This is a genomic window from Paraburkholderia sp. BR10954, from assembly GCF_040965775.1.
Lineage (GTDB): Bacteria > Pseudomonadota > Gammaproteobacteria > Burkholderiales > Burkholderiaceae > Paraburkholderia > Paraburkholderia youngii.
In genome coordinates, this window is sequence record NZ_JBFRCK010000054.1 from 1 (window position 1) to 22,571 (window position 22,571).

Here is a 22,571-nt window from a genome sequence, read left to right on the forward strand (position 1 = left end):
ACGTCCTGGAGCCCGAACTCGACCAGAACTGACAAGGAAAACTACAATCGACACCGCGCAACGCCCCAACCCCGCCGAATCGGTCACGTTCCCGAAATCGGCGGTCACGTTCGCCGAAATCCGCAACAGCGGCCTGCCGTTGCGCTGTGCGCGTCGCCATTCGTCGTTCACGTGCTCCTCGAAGGTGCGGCGGTTGTTCAGGCCGGTCAGCCCGTCCGTGCGCGCCAGTTCGCGCAGCTCTTCCTCGGCCGCGCGGCGCAGACGCAACTGGCGTGAGAACAGGATCGCGAGCGCGATGATCGTCACGTCGAGCGCGACGATCAGCGTGCCGATGACCCATGCGCGCCGCCGCCATTGAACGTAGATGTCGCGCGTGGACAGCGCGACGTCGAGGATCAGCGGAAAGCCGTCGATATGGCGGAACGCGTACCAGCGCTCGACGCGGTCGATCGCCGCGGTGCCGAAGAAGTCGCCGCTCGGCTGCTTGACGAAGCGCGAGAAGTTGGCCGTGCCGGTCAGGTTGATGCCGATCGTTTTCGGGTCGTAAGGACGGCGCATCAGCATCGTGCCGTCGCTGAGCATCAATGCCATCGAGCCGCTCGGCCCGAGCTTCATGCCGTCGAACAGCCGATGGAAATACGTGAGCCGCAGCGTGCCGACCACCACGCCGCCGAAGCTGCCGTCCGGCCTCGAGATGCGCCGGCTCAGCGCGATGCGCAGGTCCTCGTCGGTGCCGTTCCGGCTGAACGGGCGGCTGATGTACAGCCCGACGTCGGGCGAAGCGCGCTGTGTCTTGAAGTAGTCGCGGTCGGCATGGCTCTGTTCGCGCGGTGGCCACGCGCGTGAGTCGAAACGCACGTTGCCGTTCTCGTCGAGCACGAATACCGAGCCCATGTCCTGTGCGCTGATCGAGCCGTCGAACAGCACCATCTGGCGGATCGCCGGCGGCAGCTCGAGGACGCCCGGCTGCTTCAGACCGTCGATCACCGCGCGCAGCGACAGGTCATAGATCTCGAGATTGCGCGACACGTCGCGCTGGACCAGCAGGGATATGTTGGCGATGGAGTCTTGCGCGCGGCGCAACGCATCTTCGCGCATCTGTGCGAGCAGCGACACGGCGATCGCGAGGATCGCGCCGGCCAGCAAGACGCTGATCGCAATCACGTTGTTCGGTCCGCGCGTCGACATGCGTTTTTGGTTTTTGGCTTGCGCTGAAGGTGGCGCGTGAAGAGGCGGCCGCGTCCCGGCAGTACCGTTAATTACGCGACCTACGAAAGCGTTAGCGTAGCAGACGTGGCGCATCGGCAAACGTTTGCATAGACGGATTTTCACCTGAATGCGCAAAATCGGCGCGCCGGAAGCCCCGTCCGACGGGGGGTTGCGCCTGATCGCTCGTTTATCCAGGCGTCGTCCGATTATTCGGATAGCAAATGCGTATTGGCTGGATAGTTGGCCTCGTCACTTGGGTATTCAATCGAGGCTGTCACGTTCAAACGCTGCGTGCCACCAGACTGCTCTCCCAGTTCTGTAGCCAATCGCTACCCGCGAAAGCCAAGCGGCTCGCTGTTTTCGATAATGCAGCCCTTGTCGGTGAAAGATGGCATCGCTCGTCACTGGATTGCGGTGAGCATCGCGTACGGCTATTTTGCGAGGAGGAGGATCGAACAATCTCGCGGAGGGCCGCCAGACCGGCGTGAGGTTCACCAGCAATTATCAAATATGCCCCCAGCGAAGGGCTTTGCGCGAGATCATTAGGACACGCCATCGAACTCCCGACCACGTCCAGTTTGTCCCCAGCGAATCTTTGCATCAGCTCTCTTGGGCGATCTTACAGACTACCGTGCGACCAAACATTTCGCAAACGCTTTTTCGACACAAATAGCGGTAGCCGTGTACGCATCGAGGATGCGTATTTGAAAGAGGCCGGATGGCTATCCCGCAACGAGGTATGACACCACCCGCGTTTGCGCAGGAGACACTTGGTTTACAAGGTTGAATTGAAGAAACTGAGGTACCTTTCGAAACTCTGACGGCATAGCAAGTCTCGAGCTACGGCGAAAGCCCCTGAGGTTTTTGGTTGAGCAATTAGAACAAAATTTCCGTGCTGGAGTGCAATGGAAGTATGACTGACAGGAGGCCGCATTCCGTCCCGCAACTCATTCGAATCGGCCGGGCTGGGCAGCACGGCGCCCGTCAGAAAGCGCTTGTCTGCTCCACGGCGGTGAGCTTTCTTGCGGAACGGCGTTCCTTCAACCGGAGCAGATAGAAGACGAGGAGCCCGTCGAGCGCGAGCGCACAGCCACTGACCTCCTCGCGATTGAAGGGCTGCCCGAACGACGTATCTCGATTCGAGATGCGCAGCTCAAGCTGAGCGCGAGACCAAGCGAACGAAGGCGGCGTTCTGTGCTCAACCCCGCTTTCGTCTTTCCAACCTACTGTTGCGCTATGCGGCATCCATCGTCAACTCGGCTTCCAATGTGGCATCGTCGGACTCGTAGTCCTCGCCTTCATCGCGAATCTCCCCGGTGTATGCACGCTTACCCATCGCTTCTTCAATCAAAGCCAATAACTGCCTTTGTCTATCCGACATAAATGCTTCGAACGAATCGCCTCGAAGCAAATCGGGATTGATGAAATGCGACTTCAGATGCTCATTCAGTCGCGCTCGGTCGATGGGCGGAGTTGTAGAATTGCCACCCTCAAGTTTCGCAAGATACTCAGACGGCGCAACTCCACCGATAATCCTGTTCGTTCGATAGGACAAAGGGGTCTTGTTGATTATTGAGTCGTATACTGCAGGCTTGATGCCGTTGGTCTTACACCAGTCTTGAGGAAAGATATGGTGAATATCGACGTTCTCGCCGAAGAACACAATATGGTCGAAGTTCTGCCCCGAGCGAAAGTCGCGCGCGCCTTCTCTCATGAGCAGAGCGTTCACTCCCTTGTAAGCGGCCGAAAGGCGCATCCGCATTGTCTTTAGCCGGTCAGCGCGAAATATCGTTTCGCTGATGGTCGTTGGTTCCGGACCGCCGGTCAACCATACTGGCACCTCCAAAAAGTCTCGCGCGAAACGCGAGTCAACCGCCGAGCCGTATAACTCACCAAACACGCCATTCCAATACCACTGAACCAATTTTGTGCGGATGGTATCGTGCTCCCACGCCGCTCCTATGTCTGCAAGAATCGCCGCAAGTGGAACGATTTGTGACTGGTAGGGCAAGTCGAACACCCGGTATATATGCAGCATATGAAGAAATTTAGCTGCGTGGATGAAACCAGTTTCGACTTGCGTTTCATACTTCTTATAAGCAGACAGCGGAAGGTTCAGGAGGGCCTGCCGGTTTCCGCTGACCGATGGCAGATCTTTCCCAGATTTGTTGGCCTGCTCCGCCTCTCGCCGCTTCTCACGAGTGTAGAAAAGTGAGATTGCTTGCAGAAAGTCCGTATTGGTGACGTTCGCGATGATGCCCGAAGTAGCATCTGCGGGGCGCAACGTTTCGGCGAAGCGGCGCTGTCGCCCCTTGACGTTTTCATTACCGAACCAATCCTTTCGAAGCTCATGCCCTTCGGCGGCGTACATCGCGGTGACCAGTTCGAATGCGTCAAGCGGCTTGCCACCGGTATTGACCTTTTCAAACACGACGCACACCGCTTCCTTCGATGTGGACCTGTCAAGCGCGATAACAGGAACCCGGTAATCCTTGAAGTTCTCCAGAATCGCCAGCTTGAATGATTTGAACAACTTACGGGTTTCTGAATGCTCATCTCCGCGCCAATATTCCTGGAAGCCGTCCTGCCATGAATCCCAATCGAACACTTGTGAAACAGGGTACATCAGCATTTCGTATTCGCGTTCCGGTGTCGTCAGATCGAGTATTTCGGAGCGCCCGAAATCGGCTCGGATAACCCTGTCCTCCGGCACACCAACAATGGCGTCCTCCCGGTCGCATGAAGGGTCCATCGCCTTCTTGATATCAATATAAAACCAACGCTTAACCTTCTTGTTCTTCGGGGTAACAGTTTCCACTACTTTTCCGCGGAGCGTCACCTGATAGAGCGATGTCATCCGTTGTTGACCGTCGAGCAGCAACGACCGCGGCACAGCCGAATGAGCAGAAAGCGGAGCGCCCTCAACTGGCCGAGGCTTGAACTCAACATCGCCTCCCGTTTCCAATGTCATCAATGCGCCAACAGGAAACGCTCGGGAAATCGATGCGACTAGGCTTTTAATGCGGTCTTCGTCCCATACCCAACTGCGTTGGAAGTCGGGGAGTTGAAGGGCGCCCCTGTCGCAATCGTCCAGTAACTCCCGCAGGGCGACAGGATTAGTTTGAAATGCGGATCTGGCCATAGTAATAAATGCGGTCTTAAAGGATTGCTGTATTTAGGATATGACGACCATGTCGGTCAAATTATGGTGCAACATTCACGAAACTATCGCTAATGGGAAACGGATCTCTGTCGAATCTTTATCCCGCCAATTATTACCGGGCGCCCAACCGCCAGTCGCACATCTCCGTGATCCGATTGAACAAGTCACAGAAAATAAAGGCTAAGCTACACTCGGGATCGACAATTTGCTCATCAATTCGTCGTCTAACTCTTCAGCCGTTAGAGGATATTGGGTGAGCAGATGCTCCAAGCCCTCTCTCTCGATCAACTGAACACGGTTTGCGTCAGCCTGGGCATGCGCACCAGTATTAAAACGCCGGTTGGTTACGCATATGCGCCTGAAGCGCGTCCCGGCATACGTGTTTTGGTACCGCGCGGCACCGGCGGCTACTTCCTTCACCGCATCCCATCCGAGTTCGGCATTCACGGACGATTTGCATTGCAGTAACTCGCCTTCCTTTCCCTTCAGGGCAATCACATCAATGCCGCCGTCCCCTCGCATCTTCGTCGTCACAGACGCAACGTATCCGCGCTTCTCCCACAACAACCTGCAAAGGTATTCGAAGCTCGCGCCGTCAAGGCGGTCGATGTCATCCATCGTGAGATACCTAAGCTCTATCTGTGCCGAACCAGGTACGTCTCCCAGTAGTTCAGACATCCGCACGTCTTCGATGTTGCCGTTCAGCATGGCTTCCATCGATGAACTACTCATCGTTGCGCCCGCCAGTTTTCCCTTACGTTTCAACATTTCGTCAAGACGTACCTCGAACGTCGGAAAATCGGCGACAACGGTTGGGCAATAGACAAAAACATCCCGTTCCTGACCGATGCGATACGCCCGGTCTGTGGCTTGATTTTCCTTCGCGGCGTTCCAGGCGCGGGTGTAGTGGAAAACGTGATTTGCGGCTGTCACGTTGAGGCCCGCACCCGCGGCCAAGGTTGAGAGAATGATGACGTTGAAGCGATCGGTGCGAGAGAAGCGGTCAATGAAGCCCTGACGACCCTGGGTATCGCCGTTTACCACCGACGGCTTAATACCAAAGCGCTGATGAATGAAGTAGGCGAGCGCTGCCTGGACCTCACGCAACTCGGTGAATACAATGGCTTTCTCCCCACGGTTTGCAACCTCCTGGAGTCTTTCCAGGAGCCACCGCATCTTCGGTGAATTTTCAAGATGCACGTCGGACCCGCGTTTGTCCGGGGCGAATCGGCTTCCGGGGAGGCAATAAGGTTCGGCACAAACCGCCTTCATAAGGTGCAGAGCCCCGAAGGAAAGCCTCGCGCGCTGCTTGGCGTCGCGCTCCGCGGCTGCGTCTTGCAGCTTTTTCAGCCCGCCCTTGTATAGCACCAGCTGGTGACCTGATATGGCGACCTCCAGCCGCTCGCTGTCCATTGGACTTTTACTGAACGACGCGGCCGTTTGCGTGAGTCCTTGCAGGACGAAATACTTCTTCTTAAGTTCGTCTGCAATGTCTTCCTTGGTTCGACGCAAGGTCTGCGGAGCGATGAGCAACTGAAGCCGGTTCAGGCTGTCATGGTGTTCCTCGGTGTTGCACTCAATCGGTCGGCGATAAGTTCGGCCGAACGTTTCCAGGGCTCCAAGCAGTCCCGGCTGCACGAAATCGAAGAGGCACCACAGGTCAGCCAGAGAGTTTTCGACCGGAGTGCCGGTGCAACAGATACGAAAGTCCGCTTTTAGCTTTTTGGCAGCTAGCGTAACCCGAGTTCCGGGGGTTTTGATGCGTTGTGCTTCATCGCAGATGACGAACGCGAATTCCCGGCGAGCGAATGAAAATTCATAACCTGTCAGTACCTCGTAGGTCGTGATGATGACCTTGTAATTCCCGAGCCAGTCAGGTTTTAGAAGTTCCGTGATGCCTCTCGTCTGCAATTGTTCGTCGATCAGGTCTACAGGCTGCTTTCGCGCTCGCAGCTCCTCGCCATGCAATACGAGATGCGCAGGGTAAGCTGGAGTAAAAAATCGCTCTATCTCCTGGGACCAGTTTTCCAATAGGCTCTTCGGTGCGACAACGAGTGAAGGTTTAGATTCAGGCTGCTTTTCGTAGAACCAGCCGAGCAGTACGAGCAGTTGAAGCGTTTTGCCCAAACCCATGTCGTCTGCGAGGAGTGCCCCCCGACAGTCTGAGGGACTAAGAGCGACGAGATGCTGGAACCACGCGACGCCCTGCCGCTGATGTGTCTTGAGCGAAATGGATGGCCGCAAAGATGCCGGTAGGACCGCCTTCGCATCTGCGGGAGGCGTCAGAACAGCCCGTCTCGCCTCCTGATAGTCAACCTCGTTGAAGTTGGTCTTGACGAGTAGACTTTCCCGCGTCCCGCGGGGCTTTGACGGGTCGCCAGCTTTTTCCGCCTTGACCTTTTCACTGGCGGCAATCATTGAACGGAAAGCGTCTGCGAGTTGTCGTGCCTGAACAGTATCGATGGCCGTTGGCATTTCGGTGTTGTGTACCTTGCCAGTTCCTTCTTTCTCTGCCTGTTGAACGGCTTGTTCGAAGTTTCGAACCCACTCTTCGGTCAGCGGAATGAGAACGTGTCCATCGTGTCCGGACAATGTGACCGAGACCATCGGGGTCAATTCATCGGGCAACCAGCCACCGTCATCGTCCGCTTCGGAAGAAGTCTTCTGCATGACCGGCACATACACGGGCTTCGCTATGCCGATTCCATGAATACGGTCGCTGTACCCGTCCAGCGTGTAAACGTCCGCGAAGTCAATACGCGCGGCCGGCTGACTACGCCACAAAAATAGAATCTGTCGAGCGGTCTCGAGCTGGGAGGCAGATTCAGCATCGATGGTAAGGTCGAACTCGTTCCACGGGAACAGTTCGCGCTCCTCGCATAGCGCTGTCTCCAGTGTGCTTACAAATTCTGCGAGCGACGCCGTACCTTCAAAACTGCTGTCGGACGTTCGCGCCGTGCCATCCCCGTAATGTTCGGTCACGACAAGGCCTACTGTATCGATGCGGCCGTCGCTCATTCGCGGCGCAACTGAGAAAATTGTCGTGACCGGACCAGCGGAAGCTTTGTCCAGCAGGAAATCTTCTTCATTGAGGACTTCTTCCGCGCCATCGCCAAGGAAAGCCCACGGATTGTGTATGAACTTTTCAGCACGTACGCCGGCAATGCGGCGCCCCGGCATGTCGCGCTTGATGACCTGCAGTACCTTGCGGACCGGATCAGACAACACGATGCGGACGCGGCCACCGTCAGTGCTCGTGAGGTTATAGTGGGGCTGGACGGTTTCATACTGGTCAAAGGCACGTAACCATCCGTCCGGCGCGCCATCAAATGTGGGCAGTACCGTGTGAACACGGCCGAAAGGAGTCTCTTCCCTCACCTGAGGGAGGCGCAGTTGTTCCGGTGTCAGAACGTGGGTCGTTGCCAGATATTGCGATTTAAAAAGAGCGCTGCCAATATCCGCTTGTGCGCGAATCTTCGCCCAGCCGAGTTCGTTGAAATGTTGCGTGCGCTGCTCCGCGGGGCGAAGCCGGAATCCATCGATGGTTGCGACCGTCTTCCATGTTGCAGCGGTCAGAAGCATTTCCTCATCATCGACAATCAGCACAGCACCTATCCGTCGAGCCGTGCGGATGCCTCGCCCGTTCAGTTCCCAACTGTCAACAAATACGTCAAAGGTTGAGTCCGAAAGCGTGGCCTGATGGTCCAAGACAGGCTGGGCCGGTCGCTCAATTGGCACGACGAAGCTCGCGAGCGACGAGTGGTGTTCAGGCACTTCCCGTAGTCGGTAAAACTCCGGCCACGGCAGGAGGATACAGTCGCCGTCAATTGACGCGGCGCCTTCCTGCACCAGTTGAAGGAGGTAGTGAGCGAGGACGAATTCGTGCTGTTCAACGGCGTACGCTCTTGCCTGGAGCTCATCGACTGTCGGCGCCGGCAACGGAAATGCCAGCCTGAACGCGATGCCGCGTTCGGTCCACTCCGGCTGGAAGCTCGAGCGTGCCGCATTATTCGAAGCGCTGCGTTTGAACAGATTGAAGAAAGCCATTCTTACTCCGCGTAGTACCACGCCGAGCGTGAGTTAGCCCACTTAAAACCCCACGCCTTTAGCTCCCTGCCAAGCGCAATGTCCTGTCGGGGGTCTTCAACCCACAGTCGCCCGCCGGCGGCTTGTCGTCTGTCATCGATGTATGCGCCAACATACTGCCCGACCTTGGCCTCGAGCGCCGCGATGGAAAATGGTGTTTGCTTGGCCACTCGCGAGAACAGTGCGGGTGGAGGCCACGCCGGCGCCGTCGGCCCAGACTGAGGCGGCGCTTTTGTTTGTTGCGTTTCGAACGGAGCAGGAGGTGACAGTCGCGACTGTTTCTTATCGTCGTCGGGACGTATGCCAAGCCGAGTCAGTTCGTACTCCGCGCTGGACTGCCAGCCTGCGTTATGAATGATTCGACATCGGGCTCCAGTGCGAAATCCGTAGCGCAAATCCTCGGTGCCACCGTGATAGGTAGATGAGTACCTGTCGAACTGGAGAGTTTCCGAGTCATAGACGTATGCAGCGTTGCCCGTTGTACTGAACTCGACAATGATGTATTCGCCAATCTGCATGATGAACGCATCGATATTCTTGTTCCCGTACAGCGTGGCATACGCCCCGGTCTCGCGGGCGATAAGCTCCCGGATTTCCTTGTTGCTTCGTGCGAGAGACACCGTTTCGCTACTGAAAATCAGACGCGTCCACGAAATCTGCCGCATGTAGCGACTCCAGAACGCAAGCCGGCCCTCATCTGCACTATTCCGAGCGGCTAGCACGTCAAAAAAGTCCCGCAGGTTGCCTTCGTTTACCCATTGCAAGACCATTCGCCAAACAGCGTCGGGCACACGATTCCAGGCCGTCGCAATGCCTGCCGCCTTCAATTTTGGATTGCGCCACACGTCCTTGCCAACGACGTAGTCTCGAAGTTCGTGGTGAACTGGATGTCCCGGAATGCGGTGGTATCGAGTGAGAAGGGATTCGAGGGCTTCATCCCGAAATACGGGACGAGATTTGATGAGCGCAATCAGACGCGGGATTTGAGCCACGAACCGTTCGTGGCCATAGGCGACGCTGGCTTTCACCGCGCTCAAGACAAGTGCATGCCAGAACCAACTACTCTCCGGGATGCCAACGTTCTCAACAATCGAATCAAGGGCGGACCGGTCACCGGCAAGATAGTGAGCCGCAAACTCGTCCGCGGCCCCTTCGCCGATAAGTTTGGGGTGCTGACGCAAAGCGGCAAACCAGTCTGGGACCGTCCCGTGGCCGCTGGCGCTGTCGATGTGAGGCCAAGTGGTAGAAAGAAGGTCTCTCAGCGACAACCACCCTTCGTGTTCCACCCCACGCGTGGAGAGGGGGTCATACGCGAAATATGACACCAGAAGGCCGAACCAGGTCAGCCGCCACAACCGACCGGCAACCGCCTCATTCTTGTAGTATCGGAAAAGAGCCGCGAGCCGGTCACTGCCTATTGGCTTCGCTCCTTGTCGCTCTGCGACCGCCTGGTTTAGCGCACCCGCAAGCGTGTCCTTCTGAAATTCGTCAAGTTCGTTTCCGCGCAGGAATTCAAGGGCAGACGCATAAGCGTCGCGCGCCGAAGGGCGCGCACTCGCAAACTCCTGAAAAGTGCGCTTTGCCTGCTCACTCGCCTTTTCCACCAACGCCGGCTGTCCCAGTTCTTTCCAATCGGAATCGAAAGCGGCAAGCTTGATGTCAAGCGCCGACTTCAGACGAGCGAGTGCGTCGGTGCCTAGCTGCATTGCCCAAACTCCTTCGAGACAGGCGCGGGCGGCGCAGAGGGTTGTTCGTCAAGCGCCCAAAACTCGACCTTCAGTTCGACCCGACGGCTCGCCTCCTTAGACTCCTTCGTGGAATTGAATGAGTAACCGCCGACGAGGAACAAGTCGCGAATCTGCGTTTTTTGTCGAACGCTCAGTGGTGTCTCTTCCCGGCTTGGGGCTGCGAAAAGTGCGCAAACGACGCGTCGACTGCGGTCTAGGCTGAGGCCCAGGTTATATAGATAGCTACCGTCCTGGTCGGTAAACCCTTCCACAACGATGCGGCGAATCCATTTCCGGCCGATATCTGTCTGTTGTGCCTTGAGCAAAACCGGCACGTAATTGCGAAGGAAGGTCGCTCCGCTGCCCGAGATGTCTGACCGTCCACTATCGAACCTGACAATGTCACCGAGGTCGATGCGGTAGGTGGTTTCGTTCACTTTTACCTCGGGAAACTGTCGCGACACTTCCTTGATTTGAGCCATCAGTTCCCGGATGTCCGATTCTCGCTGTATCTTTCTTTGCTCAACAGTCGTTACGCTCTTGGTGACCGAGATGAGCGTCGCGGCCATCACGACCAGGAACAGGGTCATCAGAGCGGACATCAGGTCCGAAAAGGAAATCCAGAAGGGGCTTTCACCCTCGGGCTTGCCAGCGCGTTTGACTACAATTCGCGGAAACATGACGTCACGCAGCGCGCTTCATGCGCTGAAGGGCAATGCTGAGTTCCTGAACGACACCTGTCAGATGCTGCACCCCATGACCGAGATGGCGATCTGTCTCTCCGATAGTTTGACGTAGCTGGTTGGTCATGGAGTTGCCAAACTGCTCGAACGACTCGGCTAGCGTCTGATTTACACCGTTCAGATACTCAACAGCCTGGCGTTCCGCATCCCGCAGCGTCTGCACAATCCGCTCAAGGTCTGTGAGCATGGACTGGGTCAGCCCGGCCTCCTTTCCTGCCGACTCGACGAGCCCCTTGAGAATGCCAACATATTCCTGGACGGTCTCGCGGGTACGGTCGTACTGCTGGAAAGCCTGTGTAACCGTGGTCGACGCAGACTGGAGCGCCGAGGCGGCACGCTGCATGTCAGTCGTGACGGCGACTGATTTTTCAAACACAGTGGTAACAGAAGCGCCTGCGGTTTCAAAACGGTTCGCCGCCGTATGCATGGTTGCCGCACCGTTATTCATCCCGTCGATTGCCCGGATGCTGACGGCCTGAAGCGCATCGATGTTGGCCTGTGTCCGCGCAATCTGGCCAGTAATCGCTTCCACCATGGCTTTCAGTTGTGCGGAAAGACTGTCGACGACTTCTTCGGTGCGACGCGTCAGTGCTTCGTTCCGAACCTGTTCCTGGGTTGCCGCTGCGTCTCGTGTCGCCTGCAATTGGGCAACAGACGCTGAGACCTCCTGAAGAACTTGACCGACCACATCGCTCATAGCCTGGCTATTCGCGTCCTGCTGTTTTGCCGCACCGGCGCCCAGTTCGGCAGCGAATTGGCGCATGTGCGCAGCCATCATTTCCTGATGACCGGAAAGGCCGCTTATGATTTCCTCGGTACGGCGTCCCAGCGATTCAGTACGCTGCTGTTCCTGCTGGGCGGACTGGCTTCTGCTATCCGCGAGACTCTGAAGCGTGTCGCTGACCCGTGCCATAACCTGGCCAACAGTGTCATCCAATACCTGTCTGGACTTACTTTGCTCGTCGGCGACCAGCTGTCGGAACTCATTCACGAAGTCCCGCATTTGGGTGGTCATCAGTTCCTGATTTGCAGATGCATGAGCCAGAGCCTCCTCCAGCTTCCCAGTAACCTGCGTCGACGCATGTTCATTGGTTCTGGAGATGTCAGCCAGCAACTGTTGCATGGAATCCTGAACCGCCTGCATGGCGCCCAGTGAGCGCTCAATCTGTTCGTTCGCTCCTCGCATTTGGCCGCCAAAGGTGTCTTCGAGCTTGGCCATAAACCCCGTCAACATCGACTCGAGCATGCCATTGACTGCCTCTCCGTTTCCGCGACTAGTTTGCTCCATTGCATCGGTCATCCGTTGGAGTGGCGCAGCGAGCGAACTGTTAATGGTCTGTCCGATGTGTTCACCCAGCATCATGGAAGCCTTCGCCTGCGCTTCAATCTGTCGCTCAACCAGATTCGTCATCAAGCGGGTCAGATCTTCCACCATCGCGTCCTTGAGCTGAGCTGCGTGGGCCTCGCTCTTTTCGGAAGCGTGAACGAGTCGCGAGAGGTATTCCTCACCTGCTCCCGAGTTGTAGAGCGCGTCAATCGCGTGATTCAGTTTCTCGACGAGGCCGTATAGGTAGGCGAGCGTCAGACGGCTCAGAAATGTCACGGCCATCGCGCAACAAATCGCAACCGCCGAAGCAATGAACGCGTGAGAGACCCCGGCGAGGAGTGGTGTGAGACCGGAAACCGCTTTTGTTGGGTTGGACGGGTCAAACCCGCTCAGGCCCTGCAGGAGCCCCGCGAATGTTCCGATGATGCCTAGCCCCGTCAGGATGCCCGGAAGGTGCCGTGCGAAATCATCGAACAGGCGTGCGTCGACTAACACATCTCGGGTGAAATAAGTCTCGGCGGGAAGCGTGGCTCGGGTTTCAGGCGTTCCGTTGGCGGTGCGTCGCAGCGGATGGAGGGTGTCCCTATATTCCAGCCAAAGGTGTTTCAGCGGCCCATGGTTAAAGTGTTTGCCAACCTCGTCCGGGTCCGGGTGCACACCAGCCGCCCTGACCCCTCGTATTACTGTCCGGAGCTGCCACCATACCTGCGAACCCTTCAAGGCGTACCCCACTGCAAATAAAAAGGTAAGCAGCAGGACTAAGCAGAAAACGGCAAGAGGAAAACCGGACAGCTCACGCAGAGCCGGGTTGAAGCTGGCCAGAAGGTTTACAAGCCGGTCCGTCATTTTTATGCCCGCAGGGTTGACCCGGGCGCCTCGCGGCGTCATCGGCGGGTGCAGAGCGATTGCTTACGCGTCATGCACGGGCGCCCGGTGTCTGGTCTCTCGCTTTCCCACGCGTCATGAGTGGGCGTTCTTATTCTTGCATCGACGAACGGCATTCAAATCGTTGAGAAATGCGTTCTTTGAAAGGCTATTCGCCGAATGGATTATAGGGCCGAACTGCACACGAAGTGTGCCCGGCGGCACACACAATGCCAGCTCATAGTTGCACAGTAATAGCACGCCTGTTCGAGCCCCATTTTTCTGACTTTCCCCAAGAAAGCCGGGATTACTACCGCTGCGTGACGTCGGCGTCCGAAGACAGCTCGTCGGAGGCCAATGCTTGGAGCTCCTTCCAATCGTCCCGAGCTATGCTCCCGGCCGAGGTGACGCGCCTGAACGCGCCCGGAGAGACTCGTAGAGTTGGGCGGGTCCGAGCAAGATGTCCTTCAGTCCGTCGCGCACGCGTTCCGAATCGAGCGCCTGCTTGCTCATGGTGGTATGCGCTTCGAAAGCGTCGATGGTGGCATGCATCAGCGCATCTGTCAGGTCGGGTGAGCTGGGAAAACTGCTCGTTGCTGTTGCTCGCGGCCTGCTGAACCAGCAGTTCGTTTTCGAGGAGCTTGCCTTTGAGCACGCCGTTCACATAGACGAGCCGGTCGTCGTCAGTCAGCTCGCAGTCAAACAGCCCGTTGACCTTCTGGATGATTGCGTCAAGGAGAGCCCTTTCTTTCTCCTGGACTGAAACACTGCCGACGGCATCCATTGGCGGCAGCTTCGGTGCTTCTCCCTGGCCCAGGCTTAGCTTCTGGCGCCCGGTGTTTTTCAGGCTATGGTGCGTCAACGTGACCTTCGCCAGGTCGACGGTGTCACGTTCGCGACCGAATTCCAGCAGTGGAATGAGCCGCTTATAGAACACAAAACGCTTCTCGATGTCGGTATTGCTGTAGTCAAAAATCTGGGACAGGAACGCGTAAAGCCGAACGAACGCGCCCATGTCGTTTTTGAACAGCGCCAGTACGTCGAGCGTGTCCCTGGCTGCCTGTGCGGCTTTCCCATCCTGCTGCGACTCGGCTGAACCCTTCTCGAGTTGCGCCGCCTAATAGCGTTTGAGCAGCCGGTCGACGACGGGTGCAATGGCGGACTGCCACTCAGCCTGAGTGCCTTTGGGGTCCAGCTCGACCTTGACCACGCGGTCAACCTCGAAGTCGTCGTAGTATCCCGCGGCATCGAGCTTCGAGCGCAGGTCATAGACGTGATGCGGGTCGGTGGTCGCTTCCAGTTCGGCGGTCTCGTAGTACGTCTTGAAGGCTTTCAAGATTTCCGCTGCGTCGTTGACGAAATCCAGGATGTAGGTCGTGTCCTTGCCTGGATGAGCGCGGTTCAGACGTGACAGCGTCTGCACCGCCTGGATGCCGCCAAGCATCTTGTCGACGTACATGCCGCAGAGCAGAGGTTGGTCGAAGCCAGTCTGGAACTTGTTGGCGACAAGCAACAGGTGATAGTCGGGCTCGGCAAACGCGTCACGGATGTCGCGACCCTTGAGGCAGGGATTCAGCTCCTTGCTCGTTTCTGTCACCGGCTCCGGGTTCTCGGGGTCGTCGATTTCACCGGAGACCGCGACGAGAACGCCGAGCGGATAGCCGCGTTTCTCGATGTATGCACGGATGGCTTTCTGCCAGCGCACGGCCTCCTTGCGGCTGCCGACGACCACCATCGCATTCGCTTTGCCATCGAGCAGCGGCTGAACGTTCTCGCGATAGTGCTCGACGACAATCTGCACCTTCTGCGCGATGTTGTACGGGTGCAGCCGGACCCACTGCATGATGCCCTTCATCGCGGCGCTGCGCTCAACCTCCTTCTCGTCATATTCTTGGCCGTCGTGCGTGAGCCTGAACGCGAGCTTGTAGGCCGTGTAGTTCTTGTCGTTGGCCCAATATGAAGCAAGGGGAGGTGAAGACCAGGTAACGTCTCAGTTTTCAAGCAGCGTGAGACGTTGATTAGAAGACATCTTGATTCCGGTTACCGAGAGTCGCGTTGTTCAACCTATCAACGTGCGTCTGGCAGCACAAAATTTGCATTTTTGGCTAACAAGCGTTAACAAAATGAGTTCTTCAGCTTTCGCCAGCAGATGATGCAGCAGGCGATTTTCATGAAGGCTTCATGGATGAATGCAAGACGTTCGAAACGGATGCGCAGTCGTCGAAAGTTATGGAGCCATGAAATGGTGCGCTCGACAACCCAGCGCGTTTTGCCCAATCCGCTGCCGTGTGGCTCGCCGCGTCGGGCGATTTCGGTCGCGATCCCGGCTGCGTGTAGCGGACGGCGGTATTTGTCGTGATCGTAGCCCCGGTCGCCCTGAACAATGCGGGGCTTCGAAAGCGGCCGGCCGCGCTTGCCAGCAATGGGCGGGATGGCGTTAACCAGTGGGTGAAGCTGGGTAATGTCGTTACGGTTGGCGCCCGTGAGGATTACCGCGAGCGGGATGCCCTGCGCTTCGGTGATGAGATGATGCTTTGAACCGGGTCGCGCGCGATCCGTGGGATTTGGTCCCGTTTTTGGCCTCCGCCCACTGCGCGGATCGAGGAGGAATCGACGACGATACGGGACCAGTCGATGTGGTCAGCCGCGCACAGCTTTGCGAGCAGGACTTCATGCAGTCGGTCCCAGACGCCGGCAGCCTGCCAGTCCCGCAGACGGCGCCAGCAACTCATGCCACTGCCGCAGCCCATCTCGCGCGGCAACAGGTCCCAACGCAGGCCGGTCTGCAGGATGAACAGGATGCCCGTGAGGAGCGCACGATCATCAAGCGGTTTGCGGCCTGGATAACGGCTTCGCCTTGGTTTGGGAGGGGGCAGCAACGGTTCAATCAGTGCCCAAAGTTCGCCGTCGAGTATGGGTTTAGCCATGTCCTTTTCGTCGTCGAAACAATGAAAAGGTTAACAGGATTCACCGAGAGTAAACAGTCCCCTTGTTCATTTCGTTAAGGGTTCTAACGTGAAAGTTCGACACCGCGCAATTGAAGATACGTTTTGACGGCGCAATCGTTTGCGGGTTGCCGGCCATGTTTTGGCAACAATTCCTTGTTTAAATCCAAACCTCGATAAGGGATTCCCCTCGCAAAGGGATTTCCCTCATTAAGTAATTCACCTCCTCAGAGCGAAGCTTACAATGTCGCTTCCCATGTTGGAATGCCAACATTATGTCGTACTGTGCAACCTTGCTTGCAGCATGCATTGATTGGTACTGTTGAGTTCTTAGCGTACCGTAAAACATAAGACAGGCAACTCAAGAGTCCACAAACCAATTCGCTTCGGGGAAACTATGCGAAGAAGCCTCGGGTCGTACCTAATCCCTTCTGACTGTTTCGGACGCGTTCGCCCTGTCCTTCGGAGACTACTGGTCGGCACCTGACCATCACTTGCTCCTTTAGCGGATGAGGTCATTTAATGCTGGTCACGCAGAAAAAGACCGCCACCCCATCAACAAAGAAAAAAACCGAGGCCGGCCATGTCAACGACAGCCGATGAGAAGGAATACACCCAGAGGGCGCTAACGCTCCGAAACGAGGGACGGCTGGATGAAGCAGTGGTCGCGGGCAGAAAAGCAACCGGTCTCGCCCCCACCTCTGCCAACGCATGGTGGCAACTTGCATTGGCACTGAGCGCGAAAAACTCCCTCGCTCAGGCGATTGACGCCTTCGAAAGAGTTACGGTTCTCGCCCCACGCTTTGCCGAAGGATGGTGCGAGCTTGGCCACGCACACAAGCGCGTCGCCCGACTCGACAAGGCCATCGCCAACTACGAAGCAGCGCTCGTGGCCGATGCCGAACATGTTCGCAGCCTTAAGCTGCTGGATGTTGCGCTCAAGGAGCGGGAAGGAAAAGACGACGCTCGCAGAAGAATAGGGGTGCTTCAGACACTTAACCGCTTAGGCGCGCTTGAGCCCCGCAGCAACTTCGAACTGGGCTTCCTGCTTGCCGAACAACAGGATTACATCGGTGCCGCCTTCGCCTACGAAGCCTACACCAAAGACTTCGGGGGATGGGCCGCGCACTATAACCTAGGGCTTGCGTATCAGAACCTAGGCAGGGACGTCGACGCCATCAACGAGTTTCGGTTTGCGGCCGGACTGAATGAGGTTGACCCAAAACCACAGCAATCCATCGACCGGATACTGCCAAGACTGCGGACCCTTCGACAGAAAGTGCTGGACAATCCGGAGAAACGGCTCAAACAGGATGACTGGTACAAACACTACGTTAATCCTTTCGCATTGCTGAAAGCCACTCAGGTCGAGGAACTGCGGCAGAATCCAAAAGCCTTCCAAAAAGCAAAACAGGCACTCCTCCGCGAAATTGACCTAGAGGACGGCAAGATTGCCTGGCTGCCTGGACTTGTCATCGACAGGTCCAAAGCCTTGACAATCCTCGATGCCCTGAACGATGAAACGCAGTGGCTCGCGCATCAGTTTGTCCACGAGAACCCGCACCTCGAGGCATTTCTCGCCTGTGGCCGCCTTTCGCATTTCCTGGTGACGGATGCCCTGACCATCGACATCTCGATGGCTAACTTGGGCGAAGAACCGGTGTTGGAAATCATCAGCCCGGCTTTCGCCCGGCAGTACGACTTGGTCTTGACTAGGGCAATTGACCTGGGAGATGTGGATGCCGTCGAATGCATGTTTGATGGCCGACGCTGGGTTTTGCCCCAGCACGAGGAAGACTGCCTCGAAGGCCCGCGCCGTGCCGTTGAGCGCCTTTGTGAGCCCCTGCGGAAACTTGTCGGGGAATCGGAGAAGCGCAACGTGAACTTAGGAGAAGTCGAGAGCACATTCAAAAATGGAAAACTCGACCAGATTCTCGCGCATCTGCCCGCCGAGTTCTATGCCGTACACATGGCCGTCTACGGCTTCCTGAGCGACCTCGCGGTTAACTATCTTAAAAAGGACGCCAATCCGGAGGCCGCCAAAGCCATCATCGGCCTTGGCAAGGTTTCCGCCGCCCGGGTCCCCTCCCTCTCCCATCAACTGGCCGAAGATGAGAAGGTCATTGACGGTCTGATTGCCAAGGAAAAAGCGACGGAGGCACACCTGACTGTTAACAAGCTGAACTTGGACATCACCAGAACGGGTGTTAGCTACGGCAACCTGGCGATACTCGTTCCAGACATCGTCGCAGTTAGGTGGGGCGCAGTCCGCACGAGTAACGTTCCGCCCACGGCCCGGTTCCGGCTCGCGTTCAAGGACTTTCGTGGCACGGACATCGACGTCTGCTGGACAGCCCAGTACATCGGCCAGCAGGAGAAGCTCTGGCATGGGCTCCTGGATGCAACTATGCATCACCTGATGAATAGTGTCGTTGCCAATTTCAAGGCGCGGCTCGCCTCTGGAACACCTACTCGCGTTGGCCCTCTCGAGGTCAAGGAAGAGGGCGTCGTATTCGAGGTCCCCGGCTGGTTCTCAAAGAAGAAGGTCCTGTGCTGCTGGAAAAATCTTGTTACCAGTATCAAGAACGGGGAGGTCCTGCTGAAAGACGCCACGAACGGCATGGCGAGCGCCGCCCTGGACCTTGATTCCATCGACAACGCAATCGTCCTTCACATGCTGGCGTCCAACCAAGGGAACTGAGTCATGAGTCAAATGATAATTGCCGAAGTGCCACGATTCATCCTGAACACGCTTAACCATCTTTATGAGATTGAGCGCAAGCTAGCGCTGCACGGCGACTCGGCCGGCATTCAGCGCAACGTCGAACGTATTAAGGAGTCGTTCGCCGACGAAAAGATGTTCTATGAAGACCCAATGGGGCAGCCGTTCACCGAGACCCGAACGGACTTGGAAGCTTCGATTTCCGGCGAAGGTACCGAGAACCTGGTCGTAACGGAGGTTATCAAGCCCGTCATTCGCTACGGCGACAAAACCTATTCACGCGTCGTCCAGAAAGGCATAGTCGTCGTCAAATCCAGCACACAGGAACTGCAAGGGGAAGCAGAATGAACACCATCAATTTCGGCATCGACCTAGGAACCTGCAATTCCCTTATCGCGAAATTTGACAAGGGACACGTAGAGGTGTTCAAAAACCCGAGCGGATTCAAGGAAACACTACCCTCAATCGTCGGTTTCAGAAATGACCGCACCCTCATTGGGGAACAGGCCCGGACGTACCTGCAACGTGATGCAAAAAGCGTGGTGAGCCGCTTCAAGCGCAAGATGGGCACCTCAGAGAGCTTCCGAATCAATTCGCTTAATGCCTCAAAAACGCCGGTCGAGCTTTCCGCCTACATCCTCAAGGAATTAAAGACGTTCGTTCAAACCGGTCAAGAACTGGACTCGGCCGTCATCACCATCCCGGCGTCGTTCGATACGCTGCAAAGCAATGCAACAAAAGAAGCGGGGCTTCAGGCGGGTTTCAAAAACGTGGTCCTGTTGCAGGAGCCCATCGCCGCAAGTCTGGCGTATGCCAACAAGGAAAAGAACATAGACCTGAAGAACAGCCAGTGGCTCGTCTATGACCTGGGTGGAGGCACCTTTGATGCAGCGCTGGTGCGCATCGTCGAAGGCGAGTTGACGGTGATGGACCACGAGGGAGACAACTACCTCGGTGGAACTGATTTCGATGCTCTGCTCATCGAAAAGCTTGTGGTTCCGGAACTTAACCGGCGGGGCAAGTTCGCCGACTTGCTCGCGGAAATGAAAAGCCAAAGCGGACGATACAACCAGCTTTGGTATGTTTTGCTGAACAAGGCCGAAGAAGCCAAGGTCGACCTCTCTGCCAAGACATCGACGGAAATAGACTTCGGCACAATCAATGTTGAGGATGACGAGGGTAATACCATCGACGCGATTATCACTATCACGCGCAGTGATTTCGAAGTTGTCGTCAAGGACATGGTGGAAGGTACCATCGAGATGGTGCGAAAAATCCTTACCCGCAACTCCCTGCAGCCATGCGACCTGGAATTTGTCCTTATGGTCGGAGGCTCCACCTATATCCCGTATGTGCGTAAGCGTGTCCAGGAAGTTCTAGGCATCAGCGTGAACACAAATATTGACCCGACCAATGCGATTGTCGTCGGCGCCGCGTATTTCGCAGGCACCCGGGAAAAGCAGAAAGCGCACGAAGGGCGCGCCCAATCCTCGAACTCACCCCTCAAAGTTCGGGCGGCCTACAACAGGACCTCCCAGGAGCTTGAGGAACCCTTTACCGCAAAAATCGAAGGAGTCACTGACGGCATGCACTATCGCATCGTGTCAGATGACGGCTCCTTCGACAGCGGCCTGAAGGCCCTAGATGCCCGGGTCGTCGAAGACCTGCCCCTGCGCGAAGGTGCCTACAACCTGTTCACGTTCAGAATATTTGGCGCGCACGGAGCCGAGGTTCCCGTCGACGTTGATACTATCCAGATTGCCCACGGCCGCTACAGCGTGGCCGGACAGATGCTCCCGGAAGACCTCTGTCTGGTTATCGACAACACGTCGACAAGGGATACCGAGCTTGTGTCACTTTTCAGCAAGAACGTCGTGCTCCCCTCCCAGACCAAGCTGACGCGGGAAATTGGGCGCACCATCGTCAAGGGCTCCGCCGACGAGCTCAGAATCATGGTGGTCGAAGGTCCCGCCAATCGGCACTCCTCGACGAACAAGCCGTTGGGCGTGCTGCTCATTTCCGGCAAGCAACTTACTCGGGACCTCCTTAAGGGTACGGAGGTCGATTTGAAAATTTCCGTGTCCGAATCGCGGGACCTGACGGTGAGCGCTTACCTGAACGGCACGGACCAGGAGTTCTCGCAAGTGTTTAATCCCCAGAATCGCCACGTCTCAATTGCCGTCCTTTCAAACGAGACACTTGCGCTGGAAGGCAAACTCCAGCAGGAAATCAGTGATGCGACCGGCAATGGCCAGCGTGATATTGCCACTCGCCTTGAAAAGGTCCTCACAGGCGTGCAGAACCTGATGGGCAACGTCTCGGAACTCTCGCTCGATGACGTTACCGACAGGAAATATCAGCTTGAGGACCAAAAGCGGATACTTGCACGGGAAATGTACGAAGTGACCTCAGGCAAACGCCTCGAACTCGCACGTAAGGAATATCAGGAGGCAAGGACGGACTGTGCCCGACTGGTCAATGAATCGGGCAATGACCGCGAGCGCAACCTGCTCAGGGACATCCTGAGCCGTGAACAGACGTTTATCCACTCGAATCATCCCGAAAAGATACTGGCCGAGGCAAAGAAGCTGAACAGCATCGAGTTTGGAATCCTGCTGCGCACACCTGATTTTCTCAAGAGTATGTTTGAACACCTGAACAATAGACGACCGTCTATGAACGACCAGATTCAGGCGACACAATTGACGGAGAGTGCCAAGCGTGCCATCGCCCGTGAGGATTGGGATGACCTGCGCCAAATCAACGACCGACTCTGGGATTTGCTGCCGGCGAACCAGCATGAAAGTGAGGACATGCGAATGTTTACCGGGTTGGTCTAAATCGGAACATAGAGTAGCGGGTCTGCATTCACTCCAAAGAGGAGCCTCCATGAGCTGGCTGAAAAAACTTGGGCTTGGAAAACAGGAAACGCTTTATGACAGGGCCAGAAAGGCGGCGGACCCGCTTATCGTCGCGTCGTTTCGCGAATACGGTCGACAATACGGACTTGCGCCCACATCGAAGACATCTGACCAGGAGATTCTGGACATCTACCAACGGGTGCTCACCGCATTTCATCAGGTTGCCACCGAACGGGGTGAGCGGTTGAATGCGGGCATTAAAAACCACATTGCGCTCTACTTTTTCCAGCCACACGAATCTCACCCTCCCGAATTTTTCGAGCAGCATCTCGAGTACGAACTTGACAAGTATCGCAAAACGGGGCTGCGGGAGAGCTACAGGAAAGAGATTTACCCGCTTGAGCTCGTCGGCATTCCTCGCTAGAAGCCTAGGCAGGCAACCTTGCCCAAACTGATTTGAGGGCCGAGACCCAGGAGGGTCTCGGGCTTTTCTAGTTGCTCGAGAACCGTACTGATTGAACAGTCAGGGCACGGCGTGCAACTGACGCCCGCTGGAAGGCGCCTGGTCGCACTAGCAACGCACCTGTTCCTGATGGTTGAAGAGATTGAGGCGGAGGTCACCGCCGCGAATGTAGACGTCGGCGATGAAATGCGGATGTCCGCATTCGGGTCACTTGCGAGCAGTGTGGTGCCGGTACCCCATCGATATTGATTCGAGTGCAGCGAGTCGACGCCTCGCAATCAGCGACTTCGTCAACTCGCTCAGGAGAAACCGGGCATCCGCTCGGCGCCGCAGTTGTCAACGCCGATTAGAAACTGACCCACCTTTTGGCGATTCGCCGAAGTAAATCTGACCCACCCGGGGCCTGCGTCACACGGCTGCTTTCGCGCTTGCCCGCGTTCCGGTTTGTCCTGCTTTTCGTT

The 22,571-nt window shown here is 56.6% G+C and carries 11 protein-coding genes and 1 pseudogene; 4 read left to right on the forward strand and 8 right to left on the reverse strand.

Features of this window, described 5'->3' with window-relative positions:
- The 8 genes and pseudogenes from AB4Y34_RS37535 to AB4Y34_RS37570 form a co-directional block, all read right to left on the reverse strand.
- Positions 1-1,188 (reverse strand): cache domain-containing protein (locus AB4Y34_RS37535; protein ID WP_368718892.1); only part of this gene is annotated, 1,188 nt, incomplete at its 3' end.
- A gap of 1,255 nt (positions 1,189-2,443) precedes the next feature.
- Positions 2,444-4,351 (reverse strand): DUF262 domain-containing protein, encoded by a 1,908-nt coding sequence (locus AB4Y34_RS37540; protein WP_368718893.1) that lies wholly within the window; start codon positions 4,349-4,351, stop codon positions 2,444-2,446.
- A gap of 201 nt (positions 4,352-4,552) precedes the next feature.
- Positions 4,553-8,419, reverse strand: coding sequence for an SNF2-related protein (locus AB4Y34_RS37545; RefSeq protein ID WP_368718894.1), 3,867 nt, complete (start codon positions 8,417-8,419; stop codon positions 4,553-4,555).
- Positions 8,420-8,421: 2 nt separating this feature from the next.
- Positions 8,422-10,164: an EH signature domain-containing protein gene (locus AB4Y34_RS37550; RefSeq protein WP_368718895.1), complete on the reverse strand. Its 1,743-nt coding sequence runs from the start codon at positions 10,162-10,164 to the stop codon at positions 8,422-8,424.
- Positions 10,155-10,865 (reverse strand): flagellar motor protein MotB, encoded by a 711-nt coding sequence (locus AB4Y34_RS37555; RefSeq protein ID WP_368718896.1) that lies wholly within the window; start codon positions 10,863-10,865, stop codon positions 10,155-10,157. Before AB4Y34_RS37555 ends, AB4Y34_RS37550 begins: the two co-directional genes overlap by 10 nt.
- Positions 10,866-10,869: 4 nt before the next feature.
- Entirely contained in the window at positions 10,870-13,101 is a 2,232-nt protein-coding gene (gene zorA / locus AB4Y34_RS37560; protein WP_368718897.1) for an anti-phage ZorAB system protein ZorA, read from the reverse strand.
- 405 nt (positions 13,102-13,506) lie between these two features.
- A pseudogene (locus tag AB4Y34_RS37565) lies at positions 13,507-15,061 on the reverse strand (type I restriction endonuclease subunit R); the annotation flags it as partial.
- A gap of 173 nt (positions 15,062-15,234) precedes the next feature.
- A protein-coding gene (locus AB4Y34_RS37570; RefSeq protein WP_368718898.1) for an IS5 family transposase occupies positions 15,235-16,046 on the reverse strand; the annotation gives its coding sequence in 2 pieces (ribosomal slippage) (positions 15,235-15,698 and positions 15,698-16,046; 813 coding nt in all).
- Between the two features lie 601 nt (positions 16,047-16,647).
- Here AB4Y34_RS37570 and AB4Y34_RS37575 point away from each other — a divergent pair.
- Genes AB4Y34_RS37575 through AB4Y34_RS37590 form a run of 4 tightly spaced genes read left to right on the forward strand, consistent with a single transcriptional unit; the run spans position 16,648 to position 22,071 of the window.
- Positions 16,648-18,765: a tetratricopeptide repeat protein gene (locus tag AB4Y34_RS37575; protein WP_368718899.1), complete on the forward strand. Its 2,118-nt coding sequence runs from the start codon at positions 16,648-16,650 to the stop codon at positions 18,763-18,765.
- A 3-nt stretch (positions 18,766-18,768) separates the two neighbouring features.
- Complete coding sequence (locus AB4Y34_RS37580; protein WP_368718900.1) at positions 18,769-19,134, forward strand: hypothetical protein; 366 nt, start codon at positions 18,769-18,771, stop codon at positions 19,132-19,134.
- Positions 19,131-21,626: an Hsp70 family protein gene (locus AB4Y34_RS37585; RefSeq protein WP_368718901.1), complete on the forward strand. Its 2,496-nt coding sequence runs from the start codon at positions 19,131-19,133 to the stop codon at positions 21,624-21,626. The genes AB4Y34_RS37580 and AB4Y34_RS37585 overlap by 4 nt, the downstream gene beginning before the upstream one ends.
- Before the next feature lie 49 nt (positions 21,627-21,675).
- Positions 21,676-22,071: a hypothetical protein gene (locus AB4Y34_RS37590; RefSeq protein ID WP_368718902.1), complete on the forward strand. Its 396-nt coding sequence runs from the start codon at positions 21,676-21,678 to the stop codon at positions 22,069-22,071.
- Positions 22,072-22,571 lie beyond the last annotated feature (500 nt).